The organism is Thalassospira sp. A40-3, assembly GCF_015871485.1.
Classification (GTDB): domain Bacteria; phylum Pseudomonadota; class Alphaproteobacteria; order Rhodospirillales; family Thalassospiraceae; genus Thalassospira; species Thalassospira tepidiphila.
The window spans coordinates 341,074-358,670 of record NZ_CP065428.1 but is presented as its reverse complement, the minus strand read 5'-3'; the positions used below and the strand labels follow the sequence as shown (position 1 = coordinate 358,670).

The window sequence follows — 17,597 nt, the reverse complement described above, 5'->3', positions numbered from 1 at the left end:
TTCAGGAGACAAGATATGGCAATGCAGATGACATCACCTTCCACAGATCAGAATGGCCCGCGCAAGTCGGATCGCTGGATTCCGTGGTATTTTGTCGGCGGCTTCGCCATCATGCTGATTGCCAACATTTCGCTGATCACGTTTTCGATGACCAGCTGGAATGGCCTTGTGACCAAGCATGCCTTCGAAGAGGGCAACAATTATAACGCGGCCATTTCCGGTGCTGCCCGTCAGGAAGAACTGGGCTGGCGCAGCAAGCTTAGCGTCGATGGTGTCATTGATCAAAACGGCACCATCACCGTCCTGTTCCGCGACAAAGATTCCAACCCGATCACCGGGGCGAAAATGTCCATTGTGATGTCGCGGGCAGACCGTGACGATCTGGATACCACCATCGCGATGGCCGAAATAGCACCGGGTGAATATCGTGCAAGTGCTGCCTTCCCGGTTTATGGTCGTTGGCAATTGCGCACCATCGCCAACGCGATGGGCGATGATTATCAAACTGTCGAGTATGTCGTCGTAAATCCATGAACGTCGCCCTTCAGCCCTGTCGCCATTGTGGCGAGCCGGTGACAGCCATGTCACCTGCCGCACCAGACTTTTGTTGTGCCGGGTGTTCTGGCGCCTATGAGCTATTGGGCGAAATGGGGCTGACATCCTATTACAACCGGCGCGCAATCGATCCCAAGGTCCGGGCCCTTCGCCCGGACGAAGACGAAATCGCAAGCTTTGATTTCACCGAACTGGCCAGCACCGATACCGACGGTCATCATCATCTGAACCTGATGGTCGATGGCATCCATTGTGCGGCCTGTGTCTGGCTGATCGAAACCCTGCTGCAGCGAAACAGTGCCGTATTGCAGGCCCGCGTCAACATGACGACACGCCGCCTGCGCCTGAGCTGGCAGGGCGATGTTTCCGATATCGAAGACATCATTCGCCCCGTGATGCAGATGGGCTATCGCCTGATCCCGTTTGATCCGACCGCCCTTGAACAGGCAACAACATCACGCAACAAGGAATTGCTGCGCTGTCTGGCGGTTGCCGGGTTTGCAGCAGGCAACGTGATGTTGCTGTCGGTCTCGGTCTGGGCCGGATATTTTCAGGGCATGGGCGGGGCGACCCGCGATCTGTTTCACTGGATATCGGCCCTGATCGCGCTGCCAGCCGCGGCCTATGCCGGATTGCCGTTTTATCGATCCGCCCTTGGCGCCATTCGCAATCGCCGGGTCAATATGGATGTGCCGATCAGTCTGGGCGTCATTCTGGCGCTGGGTATGAGTTTGGCACAAACCGTTCGCGGCGAACCGCATGCCTATTTCGACAGTGCGATTACCCTTTTGTTCTTCCTGCTGATCGGACGGTACCTTGATGGTCGCGCACGTGGACAGGCACGCTCGGCGGCTGAACATCTTCTGTCGCTGAATGCCCGCTCGATCACCGTGATTGAACCTGATGGCACGCGGCGTCTGATCGCACCGCAAAAGGCCACACCGGGCATGATCGTTCTGGCTGCGGCCGGTGAGCGGATCGGCATCGACGGCAAGGTGATCGACGGCCAATCCGATGTCGATACCAGCATCATCACCGGTGAAAGCATCCCCGTTCTGACCCGTCCTAGCACCACCGTATTTGCAGGAACCACCAATATTTCCGCCCCGCTTCGTATCGAAGTCACCGCAACCGGTGGCAATACGTTGCTGTCCGAAATCGTGCGCCTGATGGAAAATGCCGAACAGGGCCGTGCCAGATATGTCGCCATTGCTGATCGGGTGGCAAAGGCCTACGCGCCGGTTGTGCATACCTTGTCGCTGGCGACCTTTATCGGCTGGTGGCTGATTGGCGGGATTGGCTGGCAGGATGCACTGATGAACGCCATCGCCGTTCTGATCATTACCTGCCCTTGCGCGCTGGCGCTTGCGGTTCCGGTGGTTCAGGTGATTGCGACAGGGCGTCTGTTGCGTGCGGGTATTCTTGTCAAATCGGCAACCGCCCTTGAACGACTGACCAAGATTACCGGCATCATTTTCGATAAAACCGGCACACTGACCACGGGCAAACCCGAACTGGTCGGCGAACCACAGCAAGACAAACTGATGCTTGCCGCTGGCATGGCAGCCAACAGTAACCATCCGTTGTCCCGCGCATTGGTGCGTGCCGCCGGAAACGTGACCCCGCAAACCAATGTTACCGAACAAGCGGGCCTTGGCCTGATGATGCAGGGTCCCGCCGGTCCGATCCGGCTTGGCTGTCGTGCCTTCTGCAATGTTGCTGAAAACGCCGATGTGCCGTCCGATATTACCGGACCGGAATTGTGGCTGTCTGAACCCGGCATTGCCCCGACCCGGTTTGTCTTCCGCGATACGATGCGCAGCGACGCACCCGAAGTGATCGACACCCTGCGCACGCGTGGCTTTGAAATGACCCTGTTGTCGGGTGACCGCGAAAGCACCGTGCGCCAGCTTGCCGAAACACTTGGCATTACCAGCTGGATGGCACGGATGTCGCCAACCGAAAAGGCCAACCATATTCAGGCCCGCGCTGATCGCGGCAACCATGATTTGATGGTCGGCGATGGCATCAACGACGCACCGGCCCTTGCCGCCGCCCATGCATCAATGTCCCCGGCGACGGCTGCTGAAATTTCGCAGAATGCGGCCGATATCGTGTTTCAGGGTGATCGGCTTGGCGCCGTGATCGAGGCAATTGATGTCGCGCGCAAGGCTGATCGACTTGTGCGTCAAAATTTTGCCCTGTCCTTTGCCTATAACGTGATCACCATTCCACTGGCGGTATCAGGGTTTGTCACCCCGCTTTTTGCGGCAATCGCCATGTCATCCTCATCCCTGATTGTGATCGCCAATGCCTTGCGTTTACACGCAAAATCAGGCAAGTCTGACGGGGTCGGCGTCAAACCCGCGACCACGTTGTCGCAGCAGGCAGGGATATAATGCCATGAGCAACCTCCTTCTCCTGATCCCGATTGCATTGTTTCTGGGTCTTCTGGGCCTTGGGGCCTTCTTGTGGTCGTTGCGTTCCGGGCAGTTTGACGATATGGAAGGTGCGGCAAATCGTATTTTGTTTGATGACGACGAAGTCACGCCTCCGGGGGACTCAAAGAAGTTCCAGCAAGGCAAACGTTAGAACTGCTTGAAACAGGGCTATCTCATCGGATAGATTTGTTTTCAATTCGCCTACCGGGTCACCAGCATCGGAGTCTGCGATGGCAGTCCGCCCCCAAATCTGCGACGCCTGTTCTATCAAGGACTTAACTTTTTGCTCCGCATTGCATGGCGATGAACATGATCAGCTGCGTCAATTGCTTACGCATGCGCATTATGACCCGCACACGACGATTTTCCACGAGGCAGAAGACGCAGACTACGTCTTCAACGTCACATCCGGCTCTGTAAAGCTGTATAAATTGCTTGGCGATGGCCGCCGCCAGATCACAGGTTTCCTGTTTGCAGGGGATTTTCTTGGCCTCGCACTGAATGCCAATTACAGCTACACCGCCGAGGCGATTGAACCGGTAACCGCATGTCGGTTCCCGCGCCAGAAGCTGGAAAAACTGTTCGACAAGTTTCCGCATCTTGAAAAACGCATGCTGGGCATGGCGGTCGATGAACTGGCCGCAGCCCAGGATCAGATGCTTCTGCTTGGCCGCAAAACCGCCAAGGAAAAGGTCGCATCCTTCCTGTTGATGCTGGCCCGCCGTCAGGAACATCGCGGCGAAAGCAGCGAGACCATCAACGTGCCCATGAGCCGTTCCGACATTGCCGACTATCTGGGTCTGACCATTGAAACCGTGTCACGCACTCTGACCCAGTTGCGCAAGGAAGCAACGATTACACTCAAGGATAACCGCCATATCGAGACGGTCGGTCTAGACATGCTTGAAGATCTTGCCGAAGGTCTGTGATTTCTGCGTGCCTGTAATCGGCCAATAGCATTTTATGGTGCAGATCCTTCGAACGATCCGCCAAACCACGCCCGGAATCCCGATTATTGGCCGAATTGCCTATTTCGCGATTGCAAAAAAGGTTTCCCGATCACGGTCATGATATTGTAAACATGACCGCACGCTCGACAAAGATCGGGCAGCGAAATCCGGTTGTACCGGGGGAGAAACGTCATGAGTGCCACCAGCAAAAAGATGGGCCGGACCTCCGTCCCTGAACTCCGTGCCCGCAAGGGCAAAGATCCGATTGTCTGCCTGACGGCCTATACCGCGCCGATGGCGCAACGCCTTGATGAACATTGCGACCTGCTTCTGGTCGGCGATTCACTGGGCATGGTTGTTTATGGCATGGAAAGCACGCTTGCCGTGACCGTCGATATGATGGTCAACCATGGCAAGGCCGTGATGCGCGGGTCAAAGAATGCCTGCGTTGTTGTTGACCTGCCCTTTGGCAGCTATCAGGAATCCAAGGAACAGGCATTTCGCACGGCATCCCACATTCTGGCTGAAACCGGCTGTGCCGCTGTTAAGCTTGAAGGCGGTGCCGAACTTGCCGAAACCATCGAATTTCTGACCATGCGCGGCGTGCCGGTCATGGCCCATATCGGCCTGATGCCCCAGCAGGTCAACACCATGGGTGGCTTCAAAAGCCAAGGCCGTGACGAAGAAACCGCACGCAAAACCCTTGCAGATGCCAAGGCGGTTGCCAAGGCCGGCGCCTTTTCGGTTGTCGTCGAAGGCACAGTTGAGCCGGTTGCACGGCAGATCACCGAGGCCATCGACATCCCGACCATCGGCATTGGTGCCTCGGTCGCCTGCGATGGGCAGGTTCTGGTCACCGAAGACATCCTTGGTCTGTTTTCCGACTTCACGCCGAAATTCGTCAAACGCTACGCCAATCTTGGCGATGCGGTATCCGAGGCCGTCGGCCAATATGCCGACGAAGTGCGCACCCGTCAGTTCCCGACGGATGAACATTGCTTTGGGTTAGCGAAAAAAGGTAAGTTGCGCGCGGTCTGATCCAGACCGCCGCGATTTTCTGCAATCTTCGATACGACGAAAACGATGTCCCTTACGACTGTTCACACTGTCGCTGATCTGCGCGCGACTGTTGCCAACTGGCGCGCCGAAGGCCTGCGTGTCGCCCTGGTTCCGACCATGGGCGCGCTTCATGATGGCCATATCAGCCTGACACACCTTGCCCGTGAACACGCAGACCGGGTGATCGTTTCGATCTTCGTCAATCCGACCCAGTTTGCGCCCAACGAGGATTTCGGCGCCTATCCCCGCACCCTGCCCGCCGATCAGAAACTGCTGGGTGACGCCGGGGTCGAGCTGTGCTTTGCCCCCTCGGTCGAGGAAATGTATCCCGACGGCTTTGCCACCAAGGTTTCTGTCGATGGTGCGATGACCAATGTGCTGTGTGGGGCGGCCCGCCCCGGCCACTTTGATGGCGTGGCACAGGTTGTTACCAAACTACTGCTTCAGGCCCTGCCCGATTGTGCGATTTTCGGACAGAAAGACTACCAGCAACTGATGGTCATCCGGCGTTTCAGCGCAGATCTGAACATCCCGGTCGAGATTATCGGCGCCAAAATCCTGCGCGAAGATGACGGTCTGGCGATGTCATCGCGCAACCGCTACCTGACACCTGACGAACGTGCGATTGCCCCGACACTCAACAAGGTATTGGGCGACATCACTGCCAAGGCCGCCAGAGGTGCCGAACTTGGCCCGCTTCTGGCCAAGGGGCGCGAAGATATCCTTTCTGCCGGGTTTGATCCGATTGATTACCTTGAAGTCCGCGATGCCGAAACGCTGGAACTGATCAGCGATACGGTAACAAAACCGGCCCGAATCTTTGTTGCTGCCCGGCTGGGCAAGGCACGTCTGATTGACAATCACGCGATTGAGCCTGCGTAATTCTGGGCATGATCCGGGCATGACTGCCGGTTAAACACCCGGGCAGAGTGGCGGAATCGCCGATTGCGCAGCAAACTGGATGAAAAGCGCAGAATAACGCGCTTTTGCGCCCGATTGCGCTTGACTCCCACCCCCTGATCCAATAAACCCTCCCCACCAAAGGTCGCCCAAGAGGTGACTCCCCCAGTCCTCGAGTTTCGAGCACTGGGTTTTAGTTTTTTGTGCGCACACGGTGGAAACACCAGCAACACAGACGGGATTTGGAATGTTTGAAGGACTAAGCGATCGCCTTGGCGGGGTTCTCGATAAGCTGCGCAAACGTGGCGCGCTGAAAGAATCCGACGTCAAGGAGGCCATGCGCGAAGTACGCGTCGCCCTGCTTGAGGCGGACGTGGCACTTCCGGTCGTTAAAACCTTTATTTCCAACGCCACCGAACGTGCAGTTGGTGCCGATGTTCTGCGTTCGGTCACGCCGGGCCAGATGGTCGTTAAGATCGTCCATGACGAACTGAAAAACATGCTGGGCGAAGGCGAGGAAATCAATCTCGCTTCCACCCCGCCGGTTCCGATCCTGATGGTCGGTCTGCAGGGTTCAGGTAAAACCACCAGTTCCGCCAAGATCGCGCTGAACCTGACCAAAAAGCGCAACAAGAAAGTCCTTCTGGCATCGCTTGATATCTATCGTCCGGCCGCCCAGCAGCAGCTGAAAGTGCTGGCCGACGATAACGGTCTTGGCATTCTGCCGATCGTCATGGGCGAAAAACCAGTTTCGATTGCCAAACGTGCGATGGATACCGGCCGCAAGGAAGGCTATGACGCGGTCATCCTTGATACCGCCGGTCGTCTGCATATCGACATGGAACTGATGAGCGAAGTCGCCCAGATCCGTGATGCCGTCAACCCGGTAGAGACCCTTCTGGTTACCGATGCGATGACCGGTCAGGACTCGGTCAACGTTGCCAAGGAATTTGCCGACAAGGTCGGCATCACCGGTATCGTTCTGACCCGTGTTGATGGTGATGCGCGCGGTGGTGCCGCCCTTTCGATGCGTCAGATCACCGGCTGCCCGATCAAGATGATCGGTATCGGCGAAAAAATCGACGAGATGGAAGCCTTCCATCCCGATCGTATCGCCAACCGTATTCTTGGCATGGGCGATGTTGTCAGCCTGGTTGAAAAGGCTGCCGAAAACATCAAGGCCGAAGACGCCGAGAAAATGGCCAAGAAGCTGCGCAAGGGTCAGTTTGACCTGAACGATCTTCTGGCACAGCTCAAACAGCTTCAGAAAATGGGTGATCTTTCCGGCATCATGGGGATGCTGCCGGGCATGGGCGCGCTGAAAAAACAGATGTCGCAGACCAAGCTTGATCCCAAACTTCTGACCCACCAGGAAGCGATCATCCTGTCGATGACGCCGAAAGAACGTGAAAACCCGGCCCTGATCAAGGCATCGCGCAAAAAGCGTATTGCCGCGGGCTGTGGTCTGAGCGTTCAGGACGTGAACAAGCTTCTGAAGCAGTACCAGACCATGTCCACCATGATCAAAAAGATGGGCAAGATGGGCAAAAAGGGTCTGTTTGGCGGCATGCCGAAAATGGACCCGGCAATGCTTGAGGGCGGCGATATGCCCGACCTCAACAACTTGCCAAAAGGATTTACCGGTGGCGGGGGCGGTTTGCCGCCCGGGTTGCCGGGATTGGGAGGCGGCGGTGGCTTGCCTCCGGGATTCCCGGGGTTCGGCAAAAAGAAATAGCCAAGCCCCCGGTTCTGAAATGGGTTCTTCAAGAATTCCTCTTAGGAACCAAAACCGGCCCACAAAGCCGGATCAAAGACCAAGTGAATAGGCCCCTCGGGGTCATGATTTAGAAGACTACAAACCCAAGCTGAAAGGAACTTATCCGAATGGCTGTCAAGATTCGTCTTTCCCGTGGCGGTGCCAAGAAGCGTCCGTACTACCGTATCGTAGTTGCTGACGTTCGTGCCCCGCGTGACGGCAGCTTCATCGAGCGCGTCGGTACCTACGACCCGATGCTCCCGAAGGATGCTGACAACCGCGTTACCTTCAAAGAAGAGCGCATCAAATACTGGCTGTCCGTTGGCGCACAGCCGACCGATCGTGTTGCACGTTTCCTGGGCAAAGCTGGCCTGGCTGACGCGTTCAAACCGACCGAACAGCCGCAGAAGTCTGCTCCGAAAGCGAAAGCTCAGGAACGTCTTCGTGAGAAAGCTGAGAAAGCCGAAGCTGCTGCTGCCGCTGCTGCGGAAGCCGCTGCCGAAGCAGCAGCACCTGCTGAAGAAGAAGCTGCAGGCGAGTAATCGCTGAAGGCACGCTTTGATCAGATACCGGAAACTTGTGAACCGAAATGGCTGATACCCGCAAATCCAAAAACGACGAAGCTTATGTCTGCGTCGGCATGATCACCGCCCCGCACGGGGTGCGTGGTGCCGTGCGCGTCAAAAGCTATACCGTCGATCCGGATAACCTTGTCGGTTACGGCCCGTTGTTCGACGCCAAGGGACGCGTGAAATACAAGCTGTCTCCTGTCGGACATGTCCGCGACCAGCTGATCGCCAAGATCGAAGGTGTGGACGACCGGGACGCTGCCGAACGGCTGCGGGGCACCAAGCTGCATGTACCGCGTGCTGCACTGCCTGACACGGTTGAAGAAGATGAATTCTACCTTGCTGACCTTGTCGGTCTGAAAGCGTTCCACATTGATGGTTCGGTTTTTGGCACCGTACGGGGTGTGGCTGATTTTGGCGCTGGCGACGTAATCGAAGTCGCGCTCGAAGAAGCCAAGAACAAGGTTGTTGTTCTTCCCTTCACCAAGGAAGTCGTGCCCGAGGTCATTCTTTCGGAACGCAAGATGGTGGTAAATCCGCCCGAGGGGCTACTGCAGGATGAGGACGGACCCGGTAATCGTAACCGTCGTCCGAACAAACCCCGCAAGGACTCTCAGGCCGACCGCGATTCTGATGCCGTTACTGCCGATGCAGTAGGCGCGGAAACCGCGACCGGCAGCGGGAAGGAGGCCTGATCGATGTCTGTGTGGCAGGCAAAAGTTGCAACCCTGTTCCCGGAAATGTTTCCGGGTGTGCTTGGTCAGTCTTTGGCTGGCAAGGCGCTTGAAAACGGGATCTGGTCGCTTGATGTCAAAGACATCCGCGATCATGCAACCGACCGCCACCGCACTGTAGACGACAATCCCTTCGGGGGCGGGGCCGGCATGGTCATGCGCCCGGATATTGTCGACGCCGCCCTGCGTGAATTGCGTGGCTCTGCACCGCAGTTGCCGCTGATTTATCTCAGCCCGCGGGGAAAAGTGCTGAACCAGAAACGCTGCCGCGAATTGGCAGCAGGCCCGGGTGCCATCCTGCTTTGCGGTCGTTACGAAGGTATCGACCAACGGGTTCTGGATGAACACGAGGCCGAGGAAATCAGCATCGGTGATTACATCCTCATGGGCGGCGAACTGCCGGCCATGGTCCTGATTGAATCGTGCATTCGCCTCATCGAGGGAACGGTCAACAAGACCGAGTCTGTCGACGAGGAAAGCTTTGAAACCGGGTTGCTTGAATATCCGCATTACACGCGCCCGGCCAACTGGAACGGGCGTGAAGTGCCGGAGATCTTGCTTTCCGGACATCATGCCAAGGTACAAGCCTGGCGGCATGCTCAGGCAGAAGAAATTACCCGCGCGCGACGCCCGGACCTTTGGGACCGGTACGTGGCAAACGGGAACATCAAAGAGGGTTAAACCATGACCAACATCATCCAGCAGCTCGAGAAAGAGCAGCTCGACAAAATCGTTGCGCAGCGCGAAGTTCCGGAATTCGATGCAGGTGATACCGTCCGTGTACACCTGAAAGTCGTTGAAGGTACCCGTGAGCGTATCCAGCAGTTCGAAGGCGTATGCATTGCGCGTAAGAACCGCGGCCTGAACTCTTCCTTCACCGTGCGTAAAATCGCATCGGGCGAAGGCGTTGAGCGTATCTTCCAGTCGTACTCCCCGGCCATCGACAAAATCGAAGTCGTTCGCCGCGGTGACGTACGTCGCGCGAAACTCTACTACCTTCGTGGCCGTACCGGTAAATCTGCACGTATCGCCGAGCAGACCACCGGCCACAAAGGCAAACTGACCGCCGAAGAACGCAAGAAGAAGTAATTCTTCGCTGTTTTCAGCATCAGAACAAAGACGGGCTCACCTTCGGGTGGGCCCGTTTTCGTTTCAGTTCCTCGGCCGCAGCGAGACCACAAACAGCGTAATACACTCATTGGTTGCATTATAGCGAATCGCCGGATTTAACCTCAAACAATGCAGTCCCGCAGAAATCCGACGATAAATTTATCAGCTTTCATTATATCAGATATCCCTTACCTACATTGTTAAACGCTGATTTGGCTACTATAGGATGCTGTAAAATGACGTACTCTATTTAAAAGCGTGCACCATCCAAAAACACGCGCCCGATACCTTGCGATTTGGAAGGCGGCGTGTATAAAGGCACTCCCGCGGCAAAAACGAACAAACCCGCGTGGTTCTGGATAATAAAATTTCGCAAACCGGATAAAGCCGGTTGCGCCGGAGAAACGCCAAGCCCCACCCGCCGTCAAAAGCAGGTATCGCAGCAATCTTCGTCCCATTCAGAACCGCACCCAGCGGCTTGATCGTTGCTGCTCAAAAGATCGATGTATTATGAGGAGGTCGAGATGGGTCAACCTAAAACCCTTTTTGACAAGATTTGGGAAAGCCATGTGGTCGACACGCAGGATGATGGTACCTGCCTGCTTTATATTGACCGTCATCTCGTCCACGAAGTGACCAGCCCGCAGGCCTTCGAAGGTCTGCGCAATTCGGGCCGCAAAGTGCGCCATCCGGAATTGACGCTCGCTGTGCCGGATCACAACGTTCCGACCTCTGACCGTTCCGAAGGCATCAAGGAAGAAGACAGCCGCATTCAGGTTGAAACCCTTGACCAGAACGCCAAAGACACCGGCATTCACTATTTCCCGATGAACGATCTCCGTCAGGGCATCGTGCACATCGTCGGCCCGGAAGAAGGCTTTACCCTTCCTGGCGTGACCATGGTTTGCGGTGACAGCCACACCTCGACCCACGGCGCATTTGGCGCGCTGGCATTTGGTATCGGTACGTCCGAAGTTGAACACGTGCTGGCCACCCAGACGCTGGTTCAGAAACCGGCCAAAAACATGCTGGTCAAGGTCGAAGGCGATCTGCATCCGGGTGTGACCGCCAAGGACATCACCCTTGCGATCATCGGTCGTATCGGCACTGCTGGCGGTACCGGCTATGTCATCGAATATGCTGGCTCGGCCATCCGTTCGCTGTCGGTTGAAGGCCGCATGACGGTCTGCAACATGTCGATCGAAGGCGGCGCACGCGCTGGCCTGATCGCCCCGGACGAAAAAACCTTTGAATATATCAAGGGCCGCCCGATGGCCCCGAAAGGTGCCGCGTTCGAGCAGGCTGTTGAATACTGGAAGACCCTGCCGTCTGACGAAGGCGCACATTACGACAAGATTGTCGAAATCGATGCCGCCGAAATCGTCCCGCAGGTGACTTGGGGCACCAGCCCGGAAGACGTCGTTCCGGTTACCGGCACCGTTCCGTTCCCCTCTGACGGCAAGGATGCCGGCAAGCAAAAGGCCATTGCCCGTTCGCTGGAATATATGGGCCTGACCGCCGGCACCCCGATCGAGGAAATCAAGATCGACCGCGTCTTTATCGGTTCGTGCACCAACGGTCGCATCGAAGACCTGCGTGCTGTTGCCGAAGTCGCCAAGGGCCGCAAGGTTGCCGAAACCGTCAATGCCATGATCGTTCCGGGTTCCGGACTTGTGAAAGAACAGGCAGAGGCAGAAGGCCTGCATGAGATCTTCATCGAAGCAGGCTTTGACTGGCGCGAGCCGGGCTGCTCGATGTGTCTGGCGATGAACCCGGACCGTCTGGCCCCGGGCGAGCGTTGCGCTTCGACCTCGAACCGTAACTTCGAAGGCCGTCAGGGCCGTGGTGGTCGTACCCACCTCGTCAGCCCGGCCATGGCAGCTGCGGCTGCGATCACCGGTCATCTGACCGACATTCGCAAACTCGGTTAAGGAAGGTTCCCCATGGCCGATCACACATTGATCAATTTCCGCGAAAGTGCCCCTCGTCTGGGCCGCGCACCGGTGCTTGAGCACCTCCTGCCGCAACTGACCGGCATCAACCTGCCGGACTTCGTGGCCCAGGAACTCGACGCGACCGAAGAATTGATCGAAGCACTCGGTCTGGCCTGGGAAACTGGAAGCAAGGGATAAGATAATGGAAAAATTCACCAAGCTCACCGGTGTTGCAGCACCGCTGCCGATGATCAATGTCGATACCGACATGATCATTCCCAAACAGTTCCTCAAAACCATCAAACGTTCGGGCCTTGGCAAGAACCTGTTTGATGAAATGCGTTACGACGATAACGGTAACGAAATTCCGGATTTCGTTCTGAACAAACCGGCCTATCGCAATGCCAAAATCCTCGTATCGGGTGACAATTTCGGCTGTGGCTCGTCGCGTGAACATGCACCCTGGTCGCTGCTTGATTTCGGCATTCGCTGCGTGATCGCACCAAGCTTTGCCGACATTTTCTATAACAACTGCTTTAAGAACGGCATCCTTCCGATCCGTCTGCCGCAGGAAGATGTCGACAAACTGATGGCCGATGCCGAACGCGGTGCCAATGCCACCGTCACGGTTGATCTTGAAAATCAGGAAATCACCGGTCCGGACGGCGGCTGTATCAAGTTTGAAGTCGAAGAATTCCGCAAGCATTGCCTGCTGAATGGTCTCGACGACATTGGCCTGACCCTGCAGAAGGCCGATGCCATCAACGATTTCGAAGCCACGCGCGCTGCATCGCAGCCCTGGCTGTCGCTGTAATTGCAAAAACGGGCGGCAAACATCGGTTTGCCGCCCGTTTTCTGATCGTTACGGGGTGAGCGGCCCCAAAAATCTGGGAAGGAAGCATTTATGAGCACCACCAAAAAAGTACTGATGCTGCCGGGCGATGGAATTGGCCCGGAAGTCATGCGTCAGGTTCAGCGCGTCATGGACTGGATGGCGAAAAAGCGCAGCGTGAATTTCGAAATCACCGAAGGTCTGATCGGCGGCGCATCCATTGATGCCCATAAAAACCCGCTGACCGACGAAACGCTTGCGGATGCCATGGCAGCCGACGCTGTTCTGCTGGGTGCTGTTGGTGGTCCGAAATGGGACGACATGCCGTTCGACATCAAACCGGAACGTGGCTTGCTCAAAATCCGTAAGGAAATGGGCCTGTTTGCCAACCTGCGTCCGGCGCTGGTGTTTGACGCCCTTGTTGGTGCATCAACGCTCAAGGAAGACGTCGTTAAGGGTCTTGATATCATGATCCTGCGTGAACTGACCGGTGGCATCTATTTCGGTCAGCCGCGCGGCATCGAAGAACGCGACGGTGTCCGTCACGGCTTCAACACGCTGGTCTATTCCGAGCCGGAAGTCGAACGCATCGCGCGCGTCGCCTTTGACATGGCGATGAAACGTAACAAGCGCCTGTGCTCTGTCGATAAGGCCAACGTTCTGGAATCCACCGTTCTGTGGCGCGAAGTTGTCGAACGTGTTGCCAAGGACTTCCCGGAAGTCGAACTGAGCCACATGTATGTCGATAACGCCGCCATGCAGCTTGTGCGTAACCCGAAACAGTTTGACGTGATGGTCACCACCAACATGTTTGGCGACATTCTTTCCGATTGTGCCGCCATGCTGACCGGATCGCTTGGCATGTTGCCGTCTGCGTCCCTTGGTGCGGCCGACGCAAACGGTGCGCGCAAGGCCCTTTACGAGCCGGTACACGGCTCCGCCCCGGACATCGCTGGTCAGGACATCGCCAACCCGCTGGCAACCATCCTGTCCTTCGCCATGATGCTGCGTTATTCGTTTGATATGGGCGACGATGCCACCCTGATCGAAGACGCGGTACAGAACGTCCTTAAGGGCGGCCTGCGTACTGCAGACATCATGCAGCCGGGCATGGCCAAGGTTTCGACCACGGTTATGGGTGAGTCGCTGATCAGCGAACTCGACAAGCTCGTCTGATCGTTTCAAGCGATCCCGATATTAAAAAGGCCGGATATTGATCCGGCCTTTTTGCATTAATGGGCAATCTCGACGGCGTCGGCAAGAATGCCGGAAAACAGCGCCAGTTTGTCCGGGTTTCGATGAACAAACAGATCAACAATCTTCCCATCACGTTCGGTCGCGCAGAGTGCGGTTGCCACAACACCGTCTTCGGCCAGAAGGATCCAGCATTGATCCTTGATCGTGACGCCAAAGATACGCTCACCCGGGCTGCGCTTGCCCCAGACACCAAGAAAGAACCGCGACACATGATCTGCACCAAACAGCGGATTGGCCGTCGCCAACGCCTTGCCGCCACCATCGGAATGCAAAATCACATCAGGTGCCAGAAGATCTAGCAACCGGCCAACGTCACTCGTCCCGATGGCAGTGACAAACGCATTCAGACGATCCCGATCACAGGCCGTTGCATTCGGTTCGGGCGTCGCATCGCGATCACTGTCGCGCTGCATCTTGCGTCGGGCGCGGAACAGGATCTGACGGGTATTATTCGGGGTGCGTTCGATCAGGGGGGCGATATCGTCATGCATCCAATCAAAAACTTCATGCAGCACAAGCGCAACACGCTCCACCGGGGCCAAGCGTTCAAGCATCAACATATAAGCCTGCCCAAGGCCGTCCTGTTCGATCAGCTGGGTTTCGGCTTTGGGTTGTTCGGGCGGCAACCACGGTTCAGGCAGCCAGTGACCGACATAGTTTTCGCGCTGGCGGCGGGCTGATTTCAAAACATCGAGGCAGATATTGCTGCACACCCGGACAAGCCAGCCGGTGGCGTCATTGATCGTCTCATGATCCTGATTGCGCCACCGCAACCAGACATCCTGAACCGCATCTTCGGCATCGGCGTGACTGCCCAGCATACGATAAGCCAACGCGGTCAACCGTGCCCTGTGTTGTTCAAAAATCCGATCTGCCACAGATGTCCCACCAAACGCGTGAAGCGGTAAGGGGAAATCCCGTATCGCTGTGTGTCTCCGATTGTAAGGGGTTTTTACGCCTCCGTCAGGAAGCTTGCGACGATCACGCAAATTCATGCTGCGCAATGCCCAACCGGTTCCATGCATTCATCGTGGCAATGATGCAGGTCAGCTCCGAAATCTCGGCTTCCTCGAAATGATCAAGAAGCACGCGATGACATTTCGAAATCGTGACTTGGCATTCCGCCCGGGTCAGGCATTCGGCCCATGCCAGTGCCGCACGCTCTGCCGCGCTGAACCCTTCGGCACTCTGCCAAACCGGCAACATCGCAAGCTTGACCGGATCGCCGCCATGTTTGGCAAAGCTGTCCGAATGCATCCGAACGCAATAGGCACAGCCATTGATCTGCGATACCCGACATTCAATAAGATCACGCAGCACCGGCGCAATCAGCGGGTTTTCGCCAAGCTTGGTGGCAAGGTCAAATTGGGCCTGGAACAGTTTCGGGCTGACTTCATGAAAGGCAAAGCGGGACATGGCAATTCTCCTTGGTGACACGAGGAATAACGGGGAAAAATCCCCCTCTGCCCACAAGGACGAAACACGGGCGGCCCGCGTTACACGACACGCCCTTAAAATTCGAAATTTATGAAATCAGCAATCTGGGATTTCAGACGATGCCCGCATCCTCAAGTGCGCGGGCGACATTGTCATGCATCACCCATGTCCAGTCCTCACCATCACTTTGCGTTCCCTCGGCAAGGGTGAATATCGCCGCCAGATAATCACTGACATCACTCTTGCACATCGGAAGGTCTGCTGCGGCCGCGATCTTGGCGGCAAGCCGGCCATACTTCTTATTCCCGATGCGGCATCCGAAATGCCCGACCGTCTCGGCCAGCTTCAGCCCGGTAATTGTGCGCCCCGGCGCTTTGGCGTGCGCGCGCAGCATATCTCGTTCGCAGCTCGACATTTCAATTTCGGCCAGGGCCCGGACATAGTCCTCTGGCCGTCCGATATGCGGCGCGCTATCCTTTTGCGTCTGATGATTGGCGTCATCCCGGCTGATCATTTCAAACATGTCGTTTCCTCCCGACAGAATGACCGGTATGTCGCTTTTCACATCTGTCGTGCCGGTCCATCACGCGATGTGGCTTGGTTTGAAGGCACGTCTTTGATCTTCTTTGTTTTGATTTTGATTTGCAGTCATGCGGTGCATTTCACCGCAACAGGGTCGCACGGCTCTTTATTGAATATGGGAAGCAGCAGGCAGAAAACAAACAGGGCGGGAAACCATCGCTCCCCGCCCTCTATCATTGCGACCCTCAGGCATATTCAAAGCCCGGCTTGGTAAAGACGAACTGGCCGACCCGCATGCCGCCTCCGCCCTCGCCCGCGTCAAAGGCATTGATGCATCCGGCCAGATAAAACTCCCACATACGTTTGAATTCTTCGTCGTACTTTTCCGGATCAAGTTCATCGGCGACTTTACGGAACCGATCGCGCCACGCAATCAGCGTCTGGGCATAGTTGCGACCGGCATGGAAGTTTGAGGCCTCTACCGTCAGGTTGGCATGTTCGGCGGCCTCGATCACTTCGTGTACCGCCGGAATGTACCCGCCCGGGAAGATATATTTATCAATCCATGGCGATGTAAACTCAGCCCGCGGTTTGATGATGGTATGGATCACAGCCCGCCCACCAGCCTTAAGCAGCTCACTGACCTTTTCGAAATAGGTTTTGAACTGATGACGACCGACATGCTCAAACATGCCGACCGATACCACCCGGTCATACTTCCCGGCGTTGGCATCGGCAAACAGCCGATAATCCAGCAGGTGGTAATCAAGTCCCGCCTTCATATTGCCGCCCATCTCGGAACGTTTTTCCTGCGCCCAGTTATATTGTTCGGTCGAAAGCGTGATGCCATGCACTTCCGCCCCGGTTTCACGGTGGATAAAGCGGCTTAACCCGCCCCAGCCACACCCGATATCGACCACGCGCAGGCCCGGCTCATTGATCTTGAGGCGCTGGGTGGTCAGGCTCATTTTGCGATGCTGGGCTTCTTCAAGGGTCTGGGCCCCATCATCCCAGAACGCACATGAATATTGCATCTCCGGATCAAGGAACCGGGTGTAAAGATCATTGCCGATATCATAGTGATGGCGCACGCGGTGCGACGCGGCCCGGACCGACGTGAACTGTCCGATCTGGAATTTCAGCGCCTGCAGCTTCTCAATAAAGCTGCCAAACCCGCTGGTCGAATGTCCGCCTTCGAAATTAAGACGCAGCACCTTGATCAGGTCCTCCATCTCGCAGTTCACAAGGTCGAACCCGCCATGCATGAAGGCCTCGCCAAAGCCCGGGTCCGGGCTCAGCGCCATTTTAAGTGTGTTGGTCCAATCCGGGACGGTCATACCCGCCCGCGGTTCTGACCCATCTCCCAGCACGATTTCGTGCTTGTCATCCACACGGAATACCAAAGTCCCGCGCGTAACATGTTCCCGAAAGAAATCGAGAACCTTTTTCTGTGTCCAATCCAAACTCATCGGGTACGTCATTGGCCGTCCTTTTTTCAAAAGTCGGGATAGGGCCAGGACCCATTAATTTGATTTGAATGG

19 protein-coding genes are annotated in these 17,597 nt (G+C 56.3%); 15 read left to right on the top strand and 4 right to left on the bottom strand.

Features of this window, described 5'->3' with window-relative positions; genetic code table 11:
* Positions 1-15: 15 nt before the first annotated feature.
* From IT893_RS01610 to leuB, 15 genes are all read left to right on the top strand, one after another.
* Positions 16-534, top strand: coding sequence for a FixH family protein (locus IT893_RS01610; protein ID WP_197146609.1), 519 nt, complete (start codon positions 16-18; stop codon positions 532-534).
* Between the two features lie 47 nt (positions 535-581).
* Positions 582-2,954, top strand: coding sequence for a heavy metal translocating P-type ATPase metal-binding domain-containing protein (locus IT893_RS01605; protein WP_252724041.1), 2,373 nt, complete (start codon positions 582-584; stop codon positions 2,952-2,954).
* Positions 2,955-2,958: 4 nt separating this feature from the next.
* On the top strand, positions 2,959-3,147 hold the full coding sequence (gene ccoS, locus IT893_RS01600; protein WP_197146607.1) for a cbb3-type cytochrome oxidase assembly protein CcoS: 189 nt from the start codon (positions 2,959-2,961) through the stop codon (positions 3,145-3,147).
* 79 nt (positions 3,148-3,226) lie between these two features.
* Positions 3,227-3,925, top strand: coding sequence for a cyclic nucleotide-binding domain-containing protein (locus IT893_RS01595; protein ID WP_197146606.1), 699 nt, complete (start codon positions 3,227-3,229; stop codon positions 3,923-3,925).
* 213 nt (positions 3,926-4,138) lie between these two features.
* Positions 4,139-4,984 (top strand): 3-methyl-2-oxobutanoate hydroxymethyltransferase, encoded by an 846-nt coding sequence (gene panB, locus IT893_RS01590; RefSeq protein ID WP_008889818.1) that lies wholly within the window; start codon positions 4,139-4,141, stop codon positions 4,982-4,984.
* A gap of 45 nt (positions 4,985-5,029) precedes the next feature.
* Positions 5,030-5,887, top strand: coding sequence for a pantoate--beta-alanine ligase (panC, locus tag IT893_RS01585; protein ID WP_197146605.1), 858 nt, complete (start codon positions 5,030-5,032; stop codon positions 5,885-5,887).
* Positions 5,888-6,152: 265 nt separating this feature from the next.
* Positions 6,153-7,640, top strand: coding sequence for a signal recognition particle protein (gene ffh, locus IT893_RS01580; RefSeq protein WP_063089190.1), 1,488 nt, complete (start codon positions 6,153-6,155; stop codon positions 7,638-7,640).
* A 149-nt stretch (positions 7,641-7,789) separates the two neighbouring features.
* Entirely contained in the window at positions 7,790-8,203 is a 414-nt protein-coding gene (gene rpsP, locus IT893_RS01575; protein ID WP_008889815.1) for a 30S ribosomal protein S16, read from the top strand.
* A gap of 47 nt (positions 8,204-8,250) precedes the next feature.
* Complete coding sequence (gene rimM, locus IT893_RS01570) at positions 8,251-8,925, top strand: ribosome maturation factor RimM (RefSeq protein ID WP_063089191.1); 675 nt, start codon at positions 8,251-8,253, stop codon at positions 8,923-8,925.
* A 3-nt stretch (positions 8,926-8,928) separates the two neighbouring features.
* Positions 8,929-9,645, top strand: a complete 717-nt coding sequence (gene trmD, locus IT893_RS01565; RefSeq protein ID WP_008889813.1) for a tRNA (guanosine(37)-N1)-methyltransferase TrmD — start codon at positions 8,929-8,931, stop codon at positions 9,643-9,645.
* A 3-nt stretch (positions 9,646-9,648) separates the two neighbouring features.
* Positions 9,649-10,053, top strand: a complete 405-nt coding sequence (gene rplS, locus IT893_RS01560; RefSeq protein WP_008889812.1) for a 50S ribosomal protein L19 — start codon at positions 9,649-9,651, stop codon at positions 10,051-10,053.
* Positions 10,054-10,598: 545 nt separating this feature from the next.
* On the top strand, positions 10,599-12,005 hold the full coding sequence (leuC, locus tag IT893_RS01555) for a 3-isopropylmalate dehydratase large subunit (protein ID WP_008889811.1): 1,407 nt from the start codon (positions 10,599-10,601) through the stop codon (positions 12,003-12,005).
* Between the two features lie 12 nt (positions 12,006-12,017).
* Positions 12,018-12,206: a hypothetical protein gene (locus IT893_RS01550; protein ID WP_008889810.1), complete on the top strand. Its 189-nt coding sequence runs from the start codon at positions 12,018-12,020 to the stop codon at positions 12,204-12,206.
* Positions 12,207-12,210: 4 nt separating this feature from the next.
* Positions 12,211-12,822: a 3-isopropylmalate dehydratase small subunit gene (gene leuD / locus IT893_RS01545; RefSeq protein WP_197146604.1), complete on the top strand. Its 612-nt coding sequence runs from the start codon at positions 12,211-12,213 to the stop codon at positions 12,820-12,822.
* A gap of 90 nt (positions 12,823-12,912) precedes the next feature.
* On the top strand, positions 12,913-14,016 hold the full coding sequence (gene leuB, locus IT893_RS01540; RefSeq protein WP_008889808.1) for a 3-isopropylmalate dehydrogenase: 1,104 nt from the start codon (positions 12,913-12,915) through the stop codon (positions 14,014-14,016).
* 56 nt (positions 14,017-14,072) lie between these two features.
* Here the strand turns inward: leuB and sigJ are convergent, their stop codons facing one another.
* The 4 genes from sigJ to IT893_RS01520 all read right to left on the bottom strand — a co-directional run bounded on the left by sigJ (position 14,073) and on the right by IT893_RS01520 (position 17,537).
* Entirely contained in the window at positions 14,073-15,086 is a 1,014-nt protein-coding gene (gene sigJ, locus IT893_RS01535) for an RNA polymerase sigma factor SigJ (protein ID WP_256430789.1), read from the bottom strand.
* A complete protein-coding gene (locus tag IT893_RS01530) occupies positions 15,079-15,513 on the bottom strand; it encodes a carboxymuconolactone decarboxylase family protein (RefSeq protein ID WP_197146603.1) in 435 nt (144 codons plus the stop codon). The genes sigJ and IT893_RS01530 overlap by 8 nt, the downstream gene beginning before the upstream one ends.
* 133 nt (positions 15,514-15,646) lie before the next feature.
* Positions 15,647-16,057 carry a hypothetical protein gene (locus IT893_RS01525; RefSeq protein ID WP_197146602.1) on the bottom strand — a complete coding sequence of 137 codons (411 nt, stop codon included), beginning with the start codon at positions 16,055-16,057 and terminating at the stop codon, positions 15,647-15,649.
* 244 nt (positions 16,058-16,301) lie between these two features.
* Positions 16,302-17,537, bottom strand: a complete 1,236-nt coding sequence (locus IT893_RS01520) for a cyclopropane-fatty-acyl-phospholipid synthase family protein (protein WP_252724039.1) — start codon at positions 17,535-17,537, stop codon at positions 16,302-16,304.
* Between the last annotated feature and the right edge of the window lie 60 nt (positions 17,538-17,597).